This is a genomic window from Providencia rettgeri (assembly GCF_023205015.1).
GTDB classification, from domain to species: Bacteria; Pseudomonadota; Gammaproteobacteria; order Enterobacterales; family Enterobacteriaceae; genus Providencia; species Providencia rettgeri_E.
This window is the reverse complement of the sequence record NZ_CP096258.1, coordinates 2,559,853-2,579,902: the sequence shown is the minus strand read 5'-3', so window position 1 is coordinate 2,579,902 and position 20,050 is coordinate 2,559,853. Positions and strand designations below refer to the sequence as shown.

General features: G+C 40.7%; 16 protein-coding genes. 15 read left to right on the top strand and 1 reads right to left on the bottom strand.

Going from position 1 to position 20,050, the window contains the following annotated elements; genetic code table 11:
• Window positions 1–3: 3 nt before the first annotated feature.
• From tmk to umoD, 12 genes are all read left to right on the top strand, one after another.
• A complete protein-coding gene (gene tmk, locus M0M83_RS11820; RefSeq protein ID WP_125891201.1) occupies window positions 4–636 on the top strand; it encodes a dTMP kinase in 633 nt (210 codons plus the stop codon).
• Between the two features lie 21 nt (window positions 637–657).
• Window positions 658–1,650, top strand: coding sequence for a DNA polymerase III subunit delta' (gene holB / locus M0M83_RS11815; protein ID WP_248466632.1), 993 nt, complete (start codon window positions 658–660; stop codon window positions 1,648–1,650).
• Window positions 1,651–1,662: 12 nt separating this feature from the next.
• On the top strand, window positions 1,663–2,454 hold the full coding sequence (locus tag M0M83_RS11810; protein ID WP_125891199.1) for a metal-dependent hydrolase: 792 nt from the start codon (window positions 1,663–1,665) through the stop codon (window positions 2,452–2,454).
• Between the two features lie 40 nt (window positions 2,455–2,494).
• Window positions 2,495–2,845, top strand: a complete 351-nt coding sequence (gene hinT, locus M0M83_RS11805) for a purine nucleoside phosphoramidase (protein WP_004911802.1) — start codon at window positions 2,495–2,497, stop codon at window positions 2,843–2,845.
• Between the two features lie 27 nt (window positions 2,846–2,872).
• Window positions 2,873–3,265, top strand: a complete 393-nt coding sequence (locus tag M0M83_RS11800; RefSeq protein ID WP_125891198.1) for a YcfL family protein — start codon at window positions 2,873–2,875, stop codon at window positions 3,263–3,265.
• Window positions 3,266–3,267: 2 nt separating this feature from the next.
• Window positions 3,268–3,846 (top strand): penicillin-binding protein activator LpoB, encoded by a 579-nt coding sequence (lpoB, locus tag M0M83_RS11795; RefSeq protein WP_248466631.1) that lies wholly within the window; start codon window positions 3,268–3,270, stop codon window positions 3,844–3,846.
• Window positions 3,839–4,711: a phosphotransferase gene (locus M0M83_RS11790; RefSeq protein WP_248466630.1), complete on the top strand. Its 873-nt coding sequence runs from the start codon at window positions 3,839–3,841 to the stop codon at window positions 4,709–4,711. Before lpoB ends, M0M83_RS11790 begins: the two co-directional genes overlap by 8 nt.
• A 64-nt stretch (window positions 4,712–4,775) precedes the next feature.
• Window positions 4,776–5,795, top strand: coding sequence for a beta-N-acetylhexosaminidase (nagZ, locus tag M0M83_RS11785; protein WP_213912589.1), 1,020 nt, complete (start codon window positions 4,776–4,778; stop codon window positions 5,793–5,795).
• A 1,391-nt stretch (window positions 5,796–7,186) separates the two neighbouring features.
• Window positions 7,187–8,539 carry an OprD family outer membrane porin gene (locus M0M83_RS11780; RefSeq protein WP_125891194.1) on the top strand — a complete coding sequence of 451 codons (1,353 nt, stop codon included), beginning with the start codon at window positions 7,187–7,189 and terminating at the stop codon, window positions 8,537–8,539.
• 33 nt (window positions 8,540–8,572) lie between these two features.
• The gene (locus M0M83_RS11775) at window positions 8,573–10,192 is read left to right on the top strand and encodes a bifunctional metallophosphatase/5'-nucleotidase (RefSeq protein ID WP_213912590.1); all 1,620 of its coding nucleotides are present in this window, start codon (window positions 8,573–8,575) and stop codon (window positions 10,190–10,192) included.
• 410 nt (window positions 10,193–10,602) lie between these two features.
• Complete coding sequence (locus tag M0M83_RS11770; protein WP_125891192.1) at window positions 10,603–11,907, top strand: NAD(P)/FAD-dependent oxidoreductase; 1,305 nt, start codon at window positions 10,603–10,605, stop codon at window positions 11,905–11,907.
• A 583-nt stretch (window positions 11,908–12,490) separates the two neighbouring features.
• A complete protein-coding gene (gene umoD, locus M0M83_RS11765) occupies window positions 12,491–13,087 on the top strand; it encodes a UmoD family flagellar biogenesis regulator (RefSeq protein WP_125891191.1) in 597 nt (198 codons plus the stop codon).
• Between the two features lie 70 nt (window positions 13,088–13,157).
• Here umoD and mfd read toward each other — a convergent pair whose 3' ends face one another.
• Window positions 13,158–16,601, bottom strand: a complete 3,444-nt coding sequence (mfd, locus tag M0M83_RS11760; RefSeq protein WP_248466629.1) for a transcription-repair coupling factor — start codon at window positions 16,599–16,601, stop codon at window positions 13,158–13,160.
• A gap of 276 nt (window positions 16,602–16,877) precedes the next feature.
• Between mfd and lolC the strand changes: the two genes are divergently transcribed.
• Genes lolC through lolE form a run of 3 tightly spaced genes read left to right on the top strand, consistent with a single transcriptional unit; the run spans window position 16,878 to window position 20,021 of the window.
• Entirely contained in the window at window positions 16,878–18,080 is a 1,203-nt protein-coding gene (gene lolC, locus M0M83_RS11755; RefSeq protein WP_213912592.1) for a lipoprotein-releasing ABC transporter permease subunit LolC, read from the top strand.
• Complete coding sequence (gene lolD, locus M0M83_RS11750) at window positions 18,073–18,774, top strand: lipoprotein-releasing ABC transporter ATP-binding protein LolD (RefSeq protein ID WP_125891188.1); 702 nt, start codon at window positions 18,073–18,075, stop codon at window positions 18,772–18,774. Before lolC ends, lolD begins: the two co-directional genes overlap by 8 nt.
• Window positions 18,774–20,021 carry a lipoprotein-releasing ABC transporter permease subunit LolE gene (gene lolE / locus M0M83_RS11745; protein WP_248466628.1) on the top strand — a complete coding sequence of 416 codons (1,248 nt, stop codon included), beginning with the start codon at window positions 18,774–18,776 and terminating at the stop codon, window positions 20,019–20,021. Before lolD ends, lolE begins: the two co-directional genes overlap by 1 nt.
• The last annotated feature ends 29 nt before the right edge of the window (window positions 20,022–20,050 follow it).

The following is a 20,050-nucleotide window of genomic DNA, read 5'->3' as shown; positions in this document are numbered from 1 at the left end:
AAAATGAAAAACCAATTTATTGTTATTGAAGGACTTGAAGGCGCTGGTAAAACAACTGCAATCAATACGGTTGTAGAAACGTTAAACCAAGCAGGGGTCACAGATATTGTTTTCACCCGTGAACCCGGAGGCACGCCATTAGCCGAGAAATTACGCGAGCTGATAAAGCAAGGTATTGCCGGTGATAAAGTGACTGACAAGGCGGAGTTGCTAATGCTATATGCTGCCCGTGTCCAACTGGTTGATACAGTGATCCAACCTGCATTAGCGGCCGGCAAATGGGTGGTGGGCGATCGTCATGATTTATCTTCCCAAGCGTATCAGGGGGGCGGGCGTGAGATTGACCGCGATTTAATGAAATCATTACGTGATTTGGTGCTAGGTGAATTCAAACCTTCATTAACCTTATACCTTGATTTACCACCAGAATTAGGTTTGCAGCGTGCAAGGTCACGAGGTGAATTAGATAGAATTGAAAAAGAATCGTTAGCTTTTTTTGAAAGAACACGCAGCCGTTATCTTGAACTTGCTGCTGGCGACAAAACCATACTCACGATTGATGCAAGCCAAAATATTGAGCAAGTACAGCAAGATATTCGGCAAACACTGACAGAATGGCTCGCGCGTGCCAGATAAACCAAATAAGGTATTAATCCCATGAATTGGTATCCTTGGTTAAATGAACCTTACCGACAAATCATAACTGCGTACCAAAGCGGTCGAGGCCACCACGCGTTACTGCTTCATTCGGTACCGGGAAATGGGGCGCAAGCGCTGTGCTATGGTTTGAGTCGTTGGCTTATTTGCCAAGAAAGAGACGGGTTAAAAAGCTGTGGGCAATGCCATAGTTGCCATTTGATGCTTGCAGGTAACCATCCTGATTATCACATTATTGAAGTAGAAAAAGGAAAGTCTACTGTTAGCGTTGATGCGGTTAGGAAGTTAATTGAAACCTTAAGTCGCCATGCTCAGCAAGGTGGCAATAAAGTGGTGTATATCCCACAGGTTGAAGCATTGACAGATGCAGCAGCGAATGCCTTATTGAAAACATTGGAAGAGCCTGCAAAGGACACTTACTTTTTACTTGGAAGTGATAAACAAGAGAATTTGCTAGCGACCATTCGCAGCCGTTGCCTAAGTCATTTCTTATCCGTGCCCGATCTACAAATAGCACTTTACTGGCTTCAAAAGCAAAAACCGGGTATTGCGACTGAAAATGCGATAACGGCATTAAAAATATGCCAAGGTGCGCCAATTTCTGCACTGGCCTTATTGGACGAACAGCGTTGGCAAAAACGTAATGCACTGTGCCATAGTTTAAGTCGCGCATTGCAAACGGGTGATATGCTGAGTTTGCTGCCTAGTTTGAATATCGACGAGGTCACAGATGCCTTAAATTGGCTACTTAGTCTATTTGCGGATGCAATTAAAATTCAACAAGGCGCTGGGGCTTTTTGCATCAACCAAGATCAGCAAGCTCAAGTTATGCAATTAGCTGGTGCTATGAATCGCACCCAGTTAATAAATATGTATGATAAGTGGTTATACTGCCGTCATCAATTAATGACAGTTCCTGCACTGAATCAGGAACTGATCCTGACAAATCAATTATTACAATGGGAAGCTTCACTGGCTGTCCCTACATTTTAAAAAGAGTTAAATATGTTTGTTGTTGATTCACACTGTCATCTCGACTGTTTAGATTATGAAAAATTGCACACAAATGTCGACGATGTTATCGCAAAGGCCTCGGCTCGTGATGTTCACTTTATGTTAGCCGTTGCAACGACGTTGCATGGTTTTGAAAGCATGAAGAAAATGATTGGTATGCGAGACAATATCGCTTTTTCATGTGGTATCCATCCTCTTAATTTAGACGAAGGATATGATTTCGCGCGATTAGCACAATTAGCGGCAGGAAATGAGGTTGTTGCGTTAGGGGAAACCGGGCTGGATTACTATTACCAGCAAGAAAATGCGCTGCTGCAGCAAGAATCTTTTCGCCAGCACATTCGCATTGGTCGCGAAGTTAATAAACCGGTGATTGTGCATACTCGTGCAGCACGAGAAGATACTTTATCCATTCTACGTGAAGAGAAGGTGATGGATTGTGGCGGAGTATTGCACTGCTTTACCGAAGATAGAGATACTGCGGTGGAGTTACTCGATTTAGGCATGTATATCTCATTTTCAGGGATCGTCACATTTCGTAACGCAGAACAAATTAGAGAAGCCGCTCGAGTTGTTCCTTTAGACCGCATTTTAGTTGAAACCGACTCACCTTATTTAGCTCCTGTTCCTCATCGTGGTAGGGAAAACCAACCTGCGTATGTTCGGGATGTCATTGAATATATGGCAGTATTGAAGGGAGTGAGTGTTGAACAGCTCGCTGAAATTACGACGCAAAACTTCAATCGTTTGTTTCATTTAAATGTCGGTACAGGTAACGTATAAATGAGTTCACAAGAACGATTAAATGACTAAGGAAATTGAAATGGCAGAAGAAACGATTTTCAGTAAAATTATCCGTCGCGAGATCCCAGCAGACGTGGTTTACCAAGATGAGCTTGTCACCGCATTTCGTGACATTTCACCACAAGCACCATCACACATTCTTATCATTCCTAATAAATTAATTCCAACTGTCAATGATGTCACTGCGGATGACGAACTTGCGTTAGGTCGTTTGTTTACTGTTGCAGCTAAAATTGCTAAAGAAGAAGGTATTGCAGAGAATGGTTACCGTTTAATCATGAACTGTAATGAACATTCGGGGCAAGAAGTCTTTCATATCCACATGCATCTAGTGGGTGGTCGTCCATTAGGGCCATTATTGGCTAAGTAATGAGTAATAAGGGATAAGGGATCGACAATGAACCGTATTGCATTACTTGCTTTGGTAACAATGTTGCTAAGTGGTTGCATCTTTAAAAAGACACAAGGGCTGGTTTTTAATGAGCAACAACGCATCATTATGGAGCCAGCAGTACTCGCGCAAGGTATCATTGTCGAAAACCCAGTGATAGGTAGTGAAAACCATCAAACCATTGCCACGATTAATATGAGTAATACTCAATCTGAAGTGGTGAATATTGCTTATCGTTTATATTGGTATGATAAGCAAGGGTTAAAAGTGGAGACTTCAAATACCTTGTATCAGCAGATTGCAGCGAATTCCGTTGCGAAAGTTCATGCTGCGACTTCCTCTCCACGTGCAACAAATGTACGTGTTCATGTATTTTTATCGCCAAAGGCCGGAGAGTAATAATGAAACGCATCTTAATGGTTGCTGCCGCTACATTAATTTTGGCTGGGTGCCCTTCATATCGACCTCAACAACCTGGTACTCAGCCACCGATTGTACCAATAGAGCCGGAAAAACAACCTGAAGTAACGCCACCACCCATTGATGTTGTTCCAACTCCACCAAAACAGCAAACAATAGATTGGTCTGCATCTATTACGCCTTTAGTTAATCAAATGGTGAGTGCGGATGGTGTTGAAAATGGCAAAGTCCTGTTAGTTGATTCAGTGAAAAATAATACGAACGGTTCACTACCTGTGCAAGCGGTGACATCAGCCATGACAACTGCGGTTGAGAATACAAATCGCTTTAAAGTTGTTCCTGCCAGTGTGGTGGGGTCTGCGCGTAAGACGCTCGGTTTATCTCAAGAAGACAGCTTGGTAACCCGTAGCAAAGCCATTGGGTTAGGCCGCTATGTCCAAGCGGATTATGTCATTTACAGTGTGATGTCAGGTTCAAACAAAGAACGAAGCCTTGAAATGCAATTAATGGAAGTGCAAACAGGCGAAATTATTTGGACTGGAAAACACAATATTGAGTAACTCGCAGTCACTTTATCGACTGTTAGTGACGTGCTTTCCTACAATCTCTGTGCGAGATTGGAAAATATCCTCACTCACAGGGCTGTCAGGTGGAAGTTATTTGCTGCAATGTTTTTTGCCTGGCAGCGAAGTCAAGCTTATCGCGCGTGCGGATGGAACTGCACAAACCGCGTTGTATGTTAATCGAAAGAAAGAAGCGCGAATATTACAGCAATTACGCGCTTTTTCCTTTACGCCGAAAGTGATTGGCCGAAATTCACAATGGTTATTACTCGGATGGTGTGAAGGGCAACATCCTGATAATAATACTTTTTTTCTGCCTGGTTTTCAGTGTGAGCTTGCGAATATAGTCGCACAATTACATCGGGCGCCACTGTTGGGGTATCGCTTACAACTTTGCGATGAAATATCGCATTATGGCTATTTAATCGATAAAAAACGGTTGTCACCTCGTTGGAAAAAATTACATCGTCATTTTACCTCTGCAGACTTCCCTAAGACGCTAAAACTTGCCCCTGCCCATATGGATATCCATGCTAAAAATATTGTTTACACATCAGCAGGGCGTTTAATGCTATTGGATTGGGAATATGCGGCCAATACAGATATCGCATTCTCTTTAGAAACCTATTTTCAATTTAATGGTCTGAGTGGTATTCAGCGAGATTTTTTCTTGACGCAATATTGTGACATTCACGGTGCTTATCGTGACAAACAGCAATTGGCCGAAAGCTGTCAATTATGGGCACCTTGGGTAAAATATATGACATTAATGTGGTATGAAGTGCAGTGGCATGAAAGCCAGTCATCGGACTTTTTGTTACACTCTCAACCATTACGACAATATTTTGGTTTATTAGGTTGATGGCCGAAGGCTATCAGAAAACAGTATCGGATTAAGTTAATTAGTTTAATAAGTGAGGCATGTTATGGGTCCTATAATGCTAGATGTTCAGGGTTATGAATTGGACAACGAAGAGCGCGAAATATTGGCTCACCCATCCGTGGGGGGCTTAATACTGTTTACCCGTAACTTTCATGACGCAGCACAATTACGAGAGCTTGTTCGCCAAATTCGTGATGCATCAAGACACCGGTTGCTGATAGCCGTTGACCAAGAAGGCGGTCGAGTACAACGTTTCCGTGATGGTTTCACCGCATTGCCTTCAGCTCAGGCATTTGCTGCACTCAATAGTGAGATGGATGGCGCTAAGCTTGCTGAAGAAGCTGGCTGGTTAATGGCATCAGAGATGATAGCCATGGATATTGATATTAGCTTTGCACCTGTTTTGGATCTTGGCCATCAAAGCATTGCGATAGGTGAACGTTCATTCCACGAAGACCCAGAGATTGCGATGGTTATGGCGGAGCGTTTTATTAGAGGTATGCGCAGTGCAGGGATGAAAACGACAGGTAAACACTTCCCTGGCCATGGTGCAGTGAAAGCCGATTCGCATAAAGAAACACCTCGGGATGATCGCGCTTTGGAGAAGATCCGCGGTAAAGATATGCTGATTTTTAAAGACTTTATTCAACGAGAGCTACTCGATGCAGTTATGCCAGCCCATGTTATCTATACCCAAGCTGATGACCGCCCTGCGAGCGGCTCACCATTTTGGTTAAAATCGGTATTGCGTGAACAACTTGGTTTCCAAGGAGTCATCTTTTCTGATGATTTATCTATGGAAGGCGCGGCAGTGATGGGGAGTTACCCTGAGAGAGCACAGGCATCGTTGAATGCAGGATGCGACATGATTTTAGTCTGTAATAATCGTGAAGGTGCCGTCAGTGTTTTAGATAACTTACCGAAGCAATATGATAGCCAAGCTTCTAAGCTATATCATAGTGGCCGACAATACAGTTTGACAGAATTACAAGCCGTTGAGCGTTGGAAAGAAAGTCATCGGCAACTGGTTGATTTGCATGAGCGTTGGCAAGAACACCGCTAATAATTTTGATTACATTTAGTATATCTAAAAGCCAGTATTTTATTTACTGGCTTTTTTTGCATAAATACGCATAACAAAGGGGTACTATTTTGCATAAAGAAGATGGTGATATCATTGCTCATATTAAAAGTTACCCGTAACGTTATCAATAATTGCACAGTTAATCACAATAATATATCTAATCGTATTAGATAAAAATCAATCAATATTTATTTTGCTCTCTAAAATAATTAGAGAGTATTTTATTGATTTAATCATTTTAAGGTTCATTGTTTGAAATAAAAAAGTGAAATTGTTGATAGTTTGACTTATTGGTATTTGTATTATTAGTTTATATGAAATAATTAACTAATAATTTGCATTGCAACTTGCTTTTCATGCGATTAAAAGCGTTCAATATGACTTTGAGCCATTTAATAATGAAATAGGTTACTTTCAAAAGTTAAAGAAAATTTAAATAAATGAAAAGCAAGATAAGTAAAACAACGTTTGATAGCTAAATAATACTTATCATTTATCCGAAATTTACTTGATTGCAATTGGCCTGTAGGGAAATGTACTTTCTCTTGTGATGTGCTATATAGAATAATTGTGGATTGAATATATATCTACAAACAGTATGTATTCATGTGAAAATTTTTATTAGGTTATATTTTATTCATTACTCTTTATATTTATAAAGAAAGCAGTTTACAGATATCCATTTAAATTTATGTTTTAACTGGTTATAAATGAATTGATTCTGAAACACTATCCAAAATAAAGGTTTATACCTTAAATTCCCCTAAAATGAAGTGTGATTGTGATCACTGTTGGTGGGTAGTTTAATGCAACTGATGTAACGTGTTGTGACAGCGATCGTTTTAATTGACATAAAATTACGATAGCATTCATATTATGAAAGATTTATGACAATTTAGAGCGATAAGTAATCAGTTTAAAAAAAACAGCAATTTAATGGTTGCACTTTAAGTTAAATATTCAAATTTATTTGAGATGATTATTTCTCAGGGGAATACTTTGTCATAAAAAATAGAGTGAAAATTTTTTCTTAATGAATTAATGCGGTGTCGGTAAATACAGTACCGTAATGTGAGGCTTAAGCCAAACAAACACCAAATATGAGTATTTATCACTATTGATTCAATAATGTACTTTGGAATTCCTATAAGGAATATTTCTATTCATAGTAATAAGTAAACACAAATACAGGGAAATACTGTATTGAATTTTATATTTAAAATGACTTATGTGTTTGAAATGGATGTGTCTGTTTGTCTTTAAGTGAAATTGTTTTATTAAGCTAAAAATAAAAAATGGTGTTTTGTTGTTCATGGAAACATGGCACAGCATAAAATTAATTCAAATAATCATTAACTAGGTTTATTCCAATGAAAGTTAAAAATATTGCGTTATTAATGCTTTCTCCTTGCTATTTAGCGGTAGCAATGGCAAATGCCAGCAACTGGGAAAATTCTATCAAGGAAAACTCATTCATTGCGGATTCGGAACTCGAGCTGTCAACCCGCAACATGTGGAAATACTTAAAAACAGAAAACCGTTTTGATAAAAACGAAAACCGGTATAGAAAACAAGTCGCAAATGCTTGGGGGCAAAACTTCCAAGCAGATTTCAAATCAGGTTATTTCGCAGATGTCATTGGTTTTGATGCATCTTATTACGGTGGTATCAAGTTGGGTGCAAGTAAAGACTTCGCCTCCCGTGCAATTTTATATAACGATGATGGCCATGCGAAAGGGTATAACAAAATTGGTCAACGTTATGCAAAAATAAAACTTGACCTTGAACCTGTAAAATTTAATGCCAAGGCTGGTTGGTTTACACTGAAAAATACGGGTATTTTCACGAATTCACAGCGCTTATCATTGAACAGCTATAGCGGTTACTACACGAATACGGCGATCAGTGATTGGAGTTTGGACTTATTATATCTCGATAAAAAAGTTATGCGTCGTGATAGCCCAAATATTGATGCCATGTATTTTACTGATGCTAACGGCGTTCGACACAATGTTAATCATGTCATCACGGGAGGGATTAACTACAATACTAAGCCATTGAAAGTTTATTATTTCTATGGTCAAGCCGATGATTTATTCCGTCAACAAGGTTTAGAAGCAAAATATAAACTGACTTCAGATGTAACTTTAGGTACACAAATCTATAACCATGAATACGGTAGTGACGGTAAACGTACTGAAACCGATAAACAAAAAGGGAAGCGTAATTTTGACAAACGTGCGTGGCACTACGCAGGGACGGCAGAATGGCGTATCCCTGAATCGCCTTGGACGCTAAGCACAGGCTTAACTTACACCCAAGCGAAAAAAGCGAACGGCGTCGGACAATTTGCACGTAACCCAATTGGTAACACGCGTGGCCGTTTTAACTCCCCAGCTTATGCAGATATCGACTACGTACGTGATGGTGAAACCATGGTCGCTATGGCCGCAGAGTATCGTATTAGTAAAGAGCTTTCTGTTGGCGCACGTACTAACTATTCAGAATTTAAATATGAAGGTGAAAGATTAAAACAAGGTCAGTTTGGTCTGTTTAGTTATTGGAAACCAACTGAAAATCTTTCTGTTTCGTTAAGTGGTGGTCTGGGCTGGCACCATCGTCAGGAAAACGACTACACGACCCCAAAATTATATGATGGTCAATCACGTCGCGCACACTCGTTATCTGGTTCAATGACAACGACTTATCGTTTCAAAATGTAGCCGATAGTTGAAAAGGATTAAAAGGTAAGATAAATGAAACACAAAATTGGATTACTCACACTGCTCATTTCCGGTGCACTTTTGGCGGGTTGTGCTTCCAAAAATACGGATACGGTAAAAGTACAAGTCATTGGTATAAATGACTTCCATGGTGCTCTACAAGCACCGGGCGATGGTAAGTTAGGTGGAATTGAGTCAATTGCGACACTGGTTAATCAATTAAGAGCGCAAAATGATAAAACTATCGTTGTAGGCGCGGGTGATTTAGTCGGCGCAAGCCCACTATTGTCATCAATGTTCTACGACGAACCCACTATTGAAGCGCTAAGTGCGATTGGTATGGAAACCAGTGCAGTGGGTAACCATGAGTTTGACAAAGGTAAAGAAGAGCTGCTGAGAAAGCAAAATGGTGGTTGTCACCCAACGGCCGGTTGTGTGGGTAAAGATTCCTTTTCAGGGGCTGACTTTAACTACTTAGCAGCCAACGTTATTGTTAAAGAAACTGGTGAAACACTGTTCCCATCTTACTTTATTAAAGAGTTTGATGGTGTTCCAATGGCATTTATTGGTTTAACGTTAGAAGGTACGCCAGCTATCGTAACACCAAGTGGAACCGCAGGTTTAGAATTCAAAAATGAAGTTGAAACTATTAATAACCAAGTGAAATTATTAAAATCACAAGGTATTAACAGTATCGGTGTTCTGATCCATGAAGGCGCTACACAACAAGTTGATACAAAAGTTAAAGATATTAACCGTTGCGATAATATCAAAGGCCCAATTGTTGATATCGTCAAACAATTAGATAGCGCGGTAGACTTTGTCGTTAGTGGTCATACACACCAAGCTTACAATTGTGAAATCAATGGGATGACTGTGATTTCTGCCCAATCTAACGGGACTTTATTGTCTCAATTAAATATTGAGATTGATAGAAGCACGAAAGATATTGTTAGCATAAATGCAAAAAATATCCCTGTTGAGACGAGTCGCTATGAGAAAAACCCTGAGTTAACCACGTTCGTACAAAAATACGAAAAAATTGCGTTACCTATTTCTCAACAAGTGATGGGGTCTTTGACGGCTAATGTGGATAAAAAATTATTACCAGCAGGGGATTCTACCTTAGGTAAGATTATTGCTGATGGTCAATTATATGCAGCTTCCAGCAAAGAAGCGGGCGGTGCTCAAATTGCATTTATGAATAGTGGCGGTATTCGTGCTGACATGAAAGCAGGTGAATTGACGTATGGTGATATTTTCACAGTCCAACCATTCTCTAACGTGGTTGTCACACAGTCGCTAACAGGTGCACAAATTAAACAAGCGCTTGAACAGCAATGGGATCGTGCTCGTCCACAAGTCATGCCTGTTTCTAAAGGTTTTTATTACGAGTGGGACGACAGCCGCCCAGTGGGTGACAAAGTTATTCAAAAATCAATGAAATTAAACGGTAAGCCGTTAGACATGAACAAAAGCTATCGTGTTGCTGCGAATGAATTCTTAGCAACGGGTGGCAGCCGTTTCTCTGCCTTCAACCAAGGTAAAGACCGTGTTTATAGCCTGCCAGATAACGAAGCGTTAATGCAATATTTTAAAGATAACTCACCCGTTTCAGTTCCTACGGATGTGCGTATCAAGAAAATTAAATAATAAAATTTAATATTTAATTAAAAACTCTGAGGGTGTTTTTCATCCTTGGAGTTTTTTTTTGTGCTTTATGTAGGTTTAGCTCAACAGCAGGGAATTGATAGTACACACCAATTTAAAAATGATAAAATAATAGTTCTCATTATCATTATGGTTTATGTGGATTTAAACAATTGATTGATATAAATACCAAAAAGCTGACTCGATTCGTTCGGAAGAAAAAATGATTTGACGAATGTGATAGTAGTCATAATAATCAACTAAATTGATATGAATCAATATTTGGTATTACCAATAGACCACGCATGATATTCTAATGGGAATGGAAGATAGCTTGGCTAATTATTGTTATATAAGGCTTTTCTAGACGAGAAACCTTAAATAACATTAATATATTTTGTTTCGAGGGATTTATGACCTTATCTCAACCCAAAATCATCGTTGTCGGCGGTGGTGCTGGCGGATTAGAACTGGCAACACGTTTAGGCCGCAAGTTAGGCCGTAAAAAACGCGCACAAATTACTTTGGTTGACCGCAACCCAAGTCATTTATGGAAACCGCTATTACATGAAGTGGCAACAGGTTCGTTAGATGATGGTGTCGATGCGATAAGCTATCTGGCTCATGCACGCCATAATGCGTTTAATTTCCAGTTAGGTTCGCTTACCAATATTGACCGTGAAAATAAAAAAGTGGTTCTCGGTGAGCTTTATGATAAGCACGGCGAATTATTAGTCCCTCTGCGTGAATTAGAGTACGATATTTTAGTGATGGCACTAGGTAGTACGTCGAATGATTTCGGTACACCTGGCGTCAAAGAACACTGTATTTTCTTAGATAATCCACATCAAGCACATCGTTTTCATGACGAAATGTTAAATCTCTTTTTACGTTATTCAGTGCGTGATAACGCAGAAGAGAGCGTTAATATTGCTATTGTTGGTGGCGGTGCAACGGGCGTTGAGTTATCAGCAGAACTTTATAACGCAGTTGAGCAACTGACCAGTTATGGCTTCAAAGGGTTAGATACGGATGCATTGAATGTGACATTAGTCGAAGCTGGCGAACGTATCTTACCGGCCTTGCCTCCTCGAATTTCAAGTGCAGCTCACCAAGAACTTAATAAGCTAGGTGTGAATGTCTTGACAAAAACCATGGTGACCAGTGCTGATGAAGATGGTTTGAATACGAAAGAAGATGGTAAAATCTATGCGGACCTCATGGTTTGGGCTGCAGGGATCAAAGCACCTGACTTCATGAAAGATATCGCTGGGTTAGAAACCAACCGCATTAACCAATTGGTGGTAAAACCAACGTTACAAACATCTCGTGATGATATGATTTTTGCCATTGGCGATTGTGCGTCTTGCGCTAAGCCAGAAGGGGGCTTCGTACCGCCAAGGGCGCAGTCAGCCCATCAAATGGCTAGCCTTTGTTATGATAATATCGTCGCATTAATGAAAGATAAGCCTTTAAAAGAGTATGTTTATAAAGACCATGGCTCATTAGTATCACTATCTCGCTTTAGTACCGTTGGTAGCTTGATGGGCAATTTAATGCGTGGGGATATGATGGTAGAGGGACGCATTGCACGCTTTGTGTACATTTCTTTATATCGTATGCACCAAATTGCATTACATGGTTATATTAAAACTGGGCTAATGATGCTTGTTGGTAGTATTAACCGAATTATTCGACCGAAGTTAAAATTGCACTAATTTATTACTAATTAGTTGTTTAATCAGGTTTTAGTAGCGGTATGCACCTGTGTATTCGTATAACAGGTGCATTATTTCTTATATTTATAATGATAAATATGCCATTAATAAAATATATTAACTAAATCTGTCAAGATTTATCTGTATTAAATATTGCATAGAAAAACTATTTAGATCAAGAGTAATAGATTAAATATCGAGTATATTGCCATTATTGCTTATTCATATATTTTATCTAAATCAAATTTAAATCGAGGCGTTAATATAAAATAAGTGATTAGTATATTAAATACCTAGGGTATAAATAATTAAGGTGTAAATTTGGTTATATAACGAAAAGTTGAAAAATGAATGAGATCTTAGTGTATCTTATTGATTTTAATGGTTATATCAATCCCCCTCTAATAGAGTTGTGAAATTACACTAATAGTAAAGTTTCTATTTTCCAAAACAGTTATAATAAACCGTTTTTTGATGATGACTTAAGATAATTCTAAAAAACAATACGATTAGTACGTAATTATCGAATTATTCTGAGTAGTGGTTACAATAGATACGGCATATTTTAATAAGGGTTAACGCGATGAAGCTAAAATTTAAGTTGTTATTAGCAACAGTAGTGGTATTCCTTATTGTCTTGCTCGTGGCTTTATTCAACCGAGCCCCTGAAATTAAGTTGGCTACGGTTTTATCTGTTGAACCAATCCAATCCAATCGCCTTGTGGAGTATGAAAATTGTACAGTGACTGGGGTTCTAGGTTCTTTTAATCAACAGTCTCTTTCTCGCTTTCATCCTGCGCAAAGTGAATGCAAAATGGTTTTCATGATTGAAGCGCTGCAAGGGAAAGGCTTTCCATCGCTGTTTGATATGCAAGATCAAACCTGTGTGAAGACACAAAAAATGGAATTAGTTGTTATTGGGTATGATGTTGTGTACCAAATAGGTAAAAATATTGGAAAAGTTAGAACATCCTATGCACCATCAATGTTTATTCCATTAGATGATGAAGGGCGCCTAGTATTAACATCATCTAATTCAGTATGTGAAACCATTCGCAGTGATATAAAAGAGTTATTACCCTTTTATTGTCTACAGCAAAATGAATTACCGATCACAAAAAACGCATCAGTAGTCTTAGAATTGCAGCCGAACAAAAATACATTTGGTTTTATGGAATAACCTTTTTATATAAATATTATAATGATAAAGGCGACATCATTGTCGCCTTTATCATTTTACAGCATTGGATCTAGAGAATTTGATGTTCTTCAAACCCGGTGAGTAATTGCTTAATAAACTCTAGTCGATAGACTCTTTCGGTTAAATCATGGAAAAATTTTAGTCGAACTGGGCCATCTAATCGATAAGTTTGTGGCTGGTTTTGTAATAAGCTTATCAAGTAGCTTGGGTCGACTTTATTTTTATCACCAAACTCAATGAACCCGCCTTTTTCATGAGCTTCAATTCGTTTAATACCAAGGGCTTGAGCTTGCAATCGAATAGCCGCATTCGTTAGTAAGAATTTACCTGCATCCGGTAGGCTACCAAAACGATCGATTAACTCTGTACGTAGGTCGTTGAGCTCTTGGCTTCCTTTTGCACTGGCTATCCGCTTATAGAAAGATAAACGGATATTCACATCATGAATATAGTCGTCAGGCAACAGAACAGGCATGCGCAACTCAATTTCTGTTTGTTGGTTAGTTAAATCTTCTAATGAAGGCTCACGGCCCTCTTTTAGCGCATCAACCGCACTTTCTAACAGTTCCATGTAGAGGGTAAAACCAATCGTGGTCATTTGCCCACTTTGATCTTCACCGAGTAATTCACCCGCACCACGAATTTCCAAATCATGAGTTGCTAAAGCAAACCCAGCTCCTAAATCTTCCAGTGAAGAAATGGCTTCAAGACGTTTATGTGCATCGGAGGTCATGGCTTTTGGATGCGGAGTGAGCAAGTATGCATAAGCTTGATGGTGAGAACGACCCACACGGCCACGTAGTTGATGGAGTTGTGCTAACCCGAAATGGTCAGCGCGTTCAATGATAATGGTATTTGCCGTCGGTATATCAATACCAGTTTCAATAATTGTTGTGCATATCAATACATTAAAACGTTGATGATGGAAATCTGTCATTACGCGTTCTAATTCGCGCTCACGCATTTGGCCATGACCAACAACAAAACGGGCTTCAGGGACTAACTCTTCAAGGCGTGCTTTGGCTTTTTCAATGTTTTCAACATCATTGTAAAGGTAATAAACTTGGCCGCCACGTAAGGTTTCGCGTAAAATTGCTTCACGGACAACTAAGTCATCATATTGGCGCACAAAGGTTTTTACAGCCAAACGGCGTGCTGGTGGTGTGGCGATAATAGATAAATCACGCATACCACTCATGGCCATATTGAGCGTCCGAGGGATAGGTGTGGCAGTCAGCGTTAAGATATCAACGTCTGCACGCATGGCTTTGATGCGTTCTTTATGACGGACACCAAAGCGGTGTTCTTCATCGACGACAAGTAAGCCTAAATCTTTCCATACTAAGTCACTTTGTAGTAATTTGTGGGTACCAATTAGAATATCCACTTTGCCTTCAGCAGCTTGGGTAATAATTTGTTGTTGCTCTTTCGCTGTTTTAAAGCGTGACAACATTTCGATACGGACAGGCCAGTTAGCAAACCTATCTTTAAAGTTATCGTAGTGCTGCTGCGCAAGTAGTGTCGTGGGGACTAACACGGCAACTTGCTTGTTATTATTAATCGCAAGGAATGCGGCTCGCATTGCCACTTCGGTTTTACCAAAGCCCACATCGCCACAAACCAGACGATCCATCGCTAATGGCTGGCACATATCACTGAGAACGGCATTGATGGCGGCTTCTTGGTCAGGCGTTGTTTCGAATGGAAAACCTTGACAAAACTCTTGGTATTGTTGTTTATCATGCTTAAATGCAAAGCCAGCTTTAGCGGCTCGTTGTGCATAGATATCAAGAAGTTCTGCCGCAACATCGCGAACTTTTTCAGCCGCTTTTTGGCGTGCACGCCCCCAGCTATCACTGCCTAATTTATGCAATGGGGCATTTTCATCCGCGCCACCTGCATAACGACTAATTAAATGAAGCGAAGAAACAGGAACATACAGTTTATCATTGCCAGCATAGGTTAAAATTAAATATTCCGCTTTAATCCCACCCGCTTCTAAGGTAGTTAGCCCTTGGTAACGGCCCACACCATGCTCAATATGGACAACTGGTTGCCCCGTGCGTAATTCCGCTAAATTACGAATAAGGGTGTCAGTATTAATGGCGCGGCGGTTATCTGAACGGCGGCGAACAACACGTTCCCCAAGTAAATCACTTTCACAAATTAATGCTTTATGGATATCAGACTGAATAAAGCCATGTTCAGCGGCACCAATGGTGATGGCAAACCGGTTATCAGCAGGGCTAGTATAGCTTTGAATAATTTCAGGGCGAATTTTTAAACGAGCTAATAGCTCGGTAACGGTTTCACGTCGGCCTTCGCTTTCAACAGAAAAAACGATAGTTCCATCGAACTGTTCAGTAAACTGCCGCAATTTTTCGAGTGGCGTTTTGCTTTGCCCTTGTGTGCTGATATCCGGTAATGGCCGATAATCTAAATTGGTATTTGCCGCTTTTTTGGGCAGAGACTCAGGTGATAATTGAATACGTGGCCAGTTTTTTAATGATTGATTAAGTTGTTCAACGGTTAGCCAGAGTTCAGATGGCGGGAGCAATGGGCGCATAGGGTCGACACCGCGGCTTTCATACCGTTGTCGAGTATCAACCTGAAACCGTTCAGCGGCTTCTTGTAAGTTCTGCGAAACAATTAAGCTTGATGGTGGTAAATACTCAAATAAAGAGGGCAGTGGCTGTGCAAAGAATAAAGGCTGCCAATACTCAATACCTGCTGGTAAGGTATTTTTACTGACTTGTTGGTAAATATGCTCTGGGTCACGGCGAACCTCAAAACGCTCCCGCCATTGGCTGCGGAAACGTTCAATCGCGTCTTTATCGGTCGGGAACTCATGCGCTGGGAGTAAATTAATTTGCTCGACTTCTTCGAGTGTTCTTTGTGAGTCTACGTCGAAAGTTCGCAAGCTATCAATTTCATCATCAAAGAAATCAATACGAAATGGTAATGAACTTCCCATTGGAAATAAATCGAGCAGCGCTCCGCGTGTTGCATATTCGCCATGTTCTAAAACTTGTTCAACATGGCGGTAACCCGCGTTATCGAGCTCATTCCGTAAGTTATCACGGGAAAGTTTATCACCTTTTGCCATCAACAAAGCATGGCTGGTTAAAAAGTCAGCAGGGCAGACTTTTTGCATCAGCGTATTGACGGGAAGAATTAATGCGCCTTTTTGTAAACTGGACAAACGGTACAGGGTCGATAAACGATGAGAAATAATTTCCTGATGGGGGGAGAAATTGTCATATGGCAATGTTTCCCAATCAGAAAGTGTCTCTATAGGGTGTTGTGTAAACTGTTGAATTTCATCTTTTAAACGTAATGCATTTTGCATGTCACGTGTCACGATGATAACAGGCCCTTGATGACGTTGTATTATTTCTCCACATTCAAGTGCACCAGCCGCCCCGATAAGGCAACCTAAATGGCGAACATCGCCACTACGACTAGGGAGTTCATAACGAAATTTTGACAACATAGAAATCTTCGGTATCTCACAGCGATTAGTAAGCAGTTAAACAAGAGTTAGCACAAACATAGCCAAATTTTGCACGAAAAATAGTTAAGTTAATCAATGGATAGTTAAACTACAAAATTCGGAACAAAACAATCAGTTTTAACTCGTAATTCGTCTGAAAGTCAGACAAAAAGGCACTCAAAGCAGAAAAAAAACCATCGAGTGGTTCCATTCATCAATCGTACCCTTTATTATCGCTGAACACTTCGCTTTGGCAACAGGGGCATCATAGATTTCATGCACCAATCTGTCTCATTATTTATAGGCCTACGCTATTTACGTGGGCGCGCCGCAGATAAATTTGGGCGTTTCGTTTCCAGTTTATCTGCCATTGGTATCACACTGGGGGTGACGGCATTGATAACCGTCACTTCAGTGATGAATGGGTTCGAGCGATCTTTACAAGATAGCATACTTGCTTATATGCCGCAGGCAATTTTAACCTCTGCCTCTGGAAACATAGACCCAGCAAAATATCCAATAACCGACCTACAACATTTAAACGGTGTTAGCCATATTGCACCTATTGTGCAATCTGACGTGGTATTACAAAGCCGAACCAATGTTGGCGTTGGTGTCATGGGGGGGATTGAACCTGAAGAACCTTCGCTGTTATTGGATAAACTGGTTGTTGGGCAACGCAGCGATCTTAAAGAAGGCAGTTACAATGTTTTTCTGGGGAACAAACTGGCAGAAACGCTTGGCGTAAAACGTGGTGATGAAGTTCGCTTAATTATTCCTGGGGTGAGTCAGTTAACACCGATGGGGCGCATTCCAAGTCAGCGCTTATTTACCGTTGCAGGCATTTTCCAAACGAATGGGGAAGCGGATACGAGCGAGTTGGTCGTCGCACAGCAAGATGCCGCACGTATGCTACGTTATCCAACAGGGCACATTACTGGGTGGCGTTTATATTTGGATGAACCTTTACAAGTTGACGTTTTGAGTCAGCAAACGTTACCAGAAGGCTTGGTGTGGAAAGATTGGCGAGAGCGTAAAGGGGAGTTTTTCCAAGCGGTTCGCATGGAAAAAAATATGATGGGCTTATTGCTCAGCTTAATTATCGCAGTGGCGGCATTTAACATTATTACCTCGCTATCGTTGTTAGTGATGGAAAAGCAAGGTGAAGTGGCTATTTTAAAAACCCTTGGTCTCAAACGTTGGCGTATTTTAATGATATTTATGATCCAAGGTGCAGGGGCGGGGGTGATTGGTTCACTCATTGGCACAATATTAGGCACAATACTTTCTAGTCAACTGAATGTCATTATGCCGCTGATTGGTTTATTACCCAAAGGTGTCTCTCTGCCTATTGTGCTTGATTACTCTGGTATTTTAATTATTGCACTGAGTGCAATGCTGATTTCTCTGCTGGCAACGCTTTATCCTTCTTGGCGTGCAGCAGCGGTTCAACCTGCTGAGGCTTTACGTTATGAATAAACAACCACTTCTGGTCTGTGAAAATTTGAGTAAAACATATCAAGAAGGGACATTGTCGACGCAAGTGTTGAAAAATGTCAGTTTTTCCATGGGGCTTGGGGAAATGATGGCTATTGTGGGAAGCTCGGGTTCGGGTAAAAGTACCTTATTACATTTACTGGGGGGCCTAGATACCCCATCAGAAGGGAATGTCATTTTTCGTGGGCAGCATATTAATCAATTATCTTCAGATGAACGTGCGGCTATTCGTAATAAAGATTTAGGTTTTATTTACCAATTTCACCATCTTTTACCGGATTTTACTGCCCTAGAGAATGTGGCGATGCCTTTATTGATTGGCAAGGTTGCGAAAGAAACTGCATTTTCGAAAGCGACCGAAATGCTAGAAGCGGTCGGGCTAGCACATCGGGCAGGGCATCGTCCTTCTGAGTTGTCAGGGGGAGAGCGTCAGCGTGTTGCTATTGCAAGGGCGTTAGTGAATGAGCCAGCATTGGTTTTAGCCGATGAGCCGACAGGTAATCTGGACTTACGTAATGCAGACGCCATTTTTGAATTGCTGGGGGAATTAAACCGAACACAGCGGACCGCATTTTTAGTGGTCACTCATGATATGACACTAGCTCGCCGGTTATCTCGTCAATTGGAAATGCGTGATGGGCATTTACAGCAGGAAATTACCTTGGGGGCTCGGTAATGTCTAAATTGCCTCTTTCACTACTCACAGCGCTGCGTTTCAGCCGCGGTCGACGTCGAACCGGGATGGTCTCGTTAGTCTCGATAGTTTCAACGTTGGGTATTGTTCTCGGGGTTGCAGTGCTCATTATCGGTTTGAGCGCGATGAACGGCTTTGAGCGTGAATTAAATAACCGCGTATTATCTGTCGTTCCCCATGGGCAAATATATGCAGATAAACCGCCCTATAAAGATTTGGAATTTGCTGAACAAGTTATCCGAAAAACGCCGGGTGTAGAAGGCGTTAGTCCTTACATCAATTTTACTGGGTTGCTTGAGCGTGGCGCAAATTTAAAAGCAATCCAAGTGATGGGAGTTTCACGAAAAACGCAATCACAAGTCAGCGCATTACCACAGTTTATTCTCAATGACGCTTGGCAGCATTTTGAAGCGGGTAAACAATCAATTATTTTAGGCCAAGGTGTGGCTGATGCATTGAATGTGAAGGTTGGGGATTGGGTGACAATCATGATCCCAAATACGGATGCTAGCTTAAAAATTCAACAACCTAAGCGTATTCGCGTGCAGGTGACAGGGGTTTTTAAACTGAGCGGCCTGCTAGATCACCAGTTGGCACTTGTTCCACTCGCAGATGCACAGGAATACCTCGACTATGGGGATGGTGTGACAGGGTTTGAAATCAAAGCCACAGACCCATTTATTGCCGATCAAGTTGTTTATGATGCAGGTTTGAAAACTATGCATCACGTTGTCGTAAAAAGCTGGATTGGTGATTATGGCTATATGTACAATGATATCCAAATGGTTAGAAGTATCATGTACTTGGCTATGATATTAGTCATTGGTGTTGCCTGTTTTAATATTGTTTCTACGCTTGTTATGGCCGTTAAAGATAAAAGTAGTGACATCGCTGTATTGCGAACCTTGGGAGCAAAAGATAGGCAAATCCGCGCTATTTTCTTATGGTATGGTTTGTTGGGGGGCCTTGTTGGTTCTTTGATTGGCGTGGTACTTGGGGTCGCCATATCCTTAAATTTAACGTCAATGATCAAGGTGATAGAGGCTATGGTTGGTCATCCCATTTTATCTGGTGATGTCTATTTTATTGATTTTTTGCCTTCTGAATTGCATGTGATGGATGTGGTTTATGTTTTAATTACAACCATTATACTGAGCCTGCTAGCCAGCTGGTATCCGGCTCGCCGAGCGAGTAAGTTAGACCCAGCTCGGATCCTCAGTGGCCAATAGTCATTAGGGGCAAAGAGCCAATTATTTTT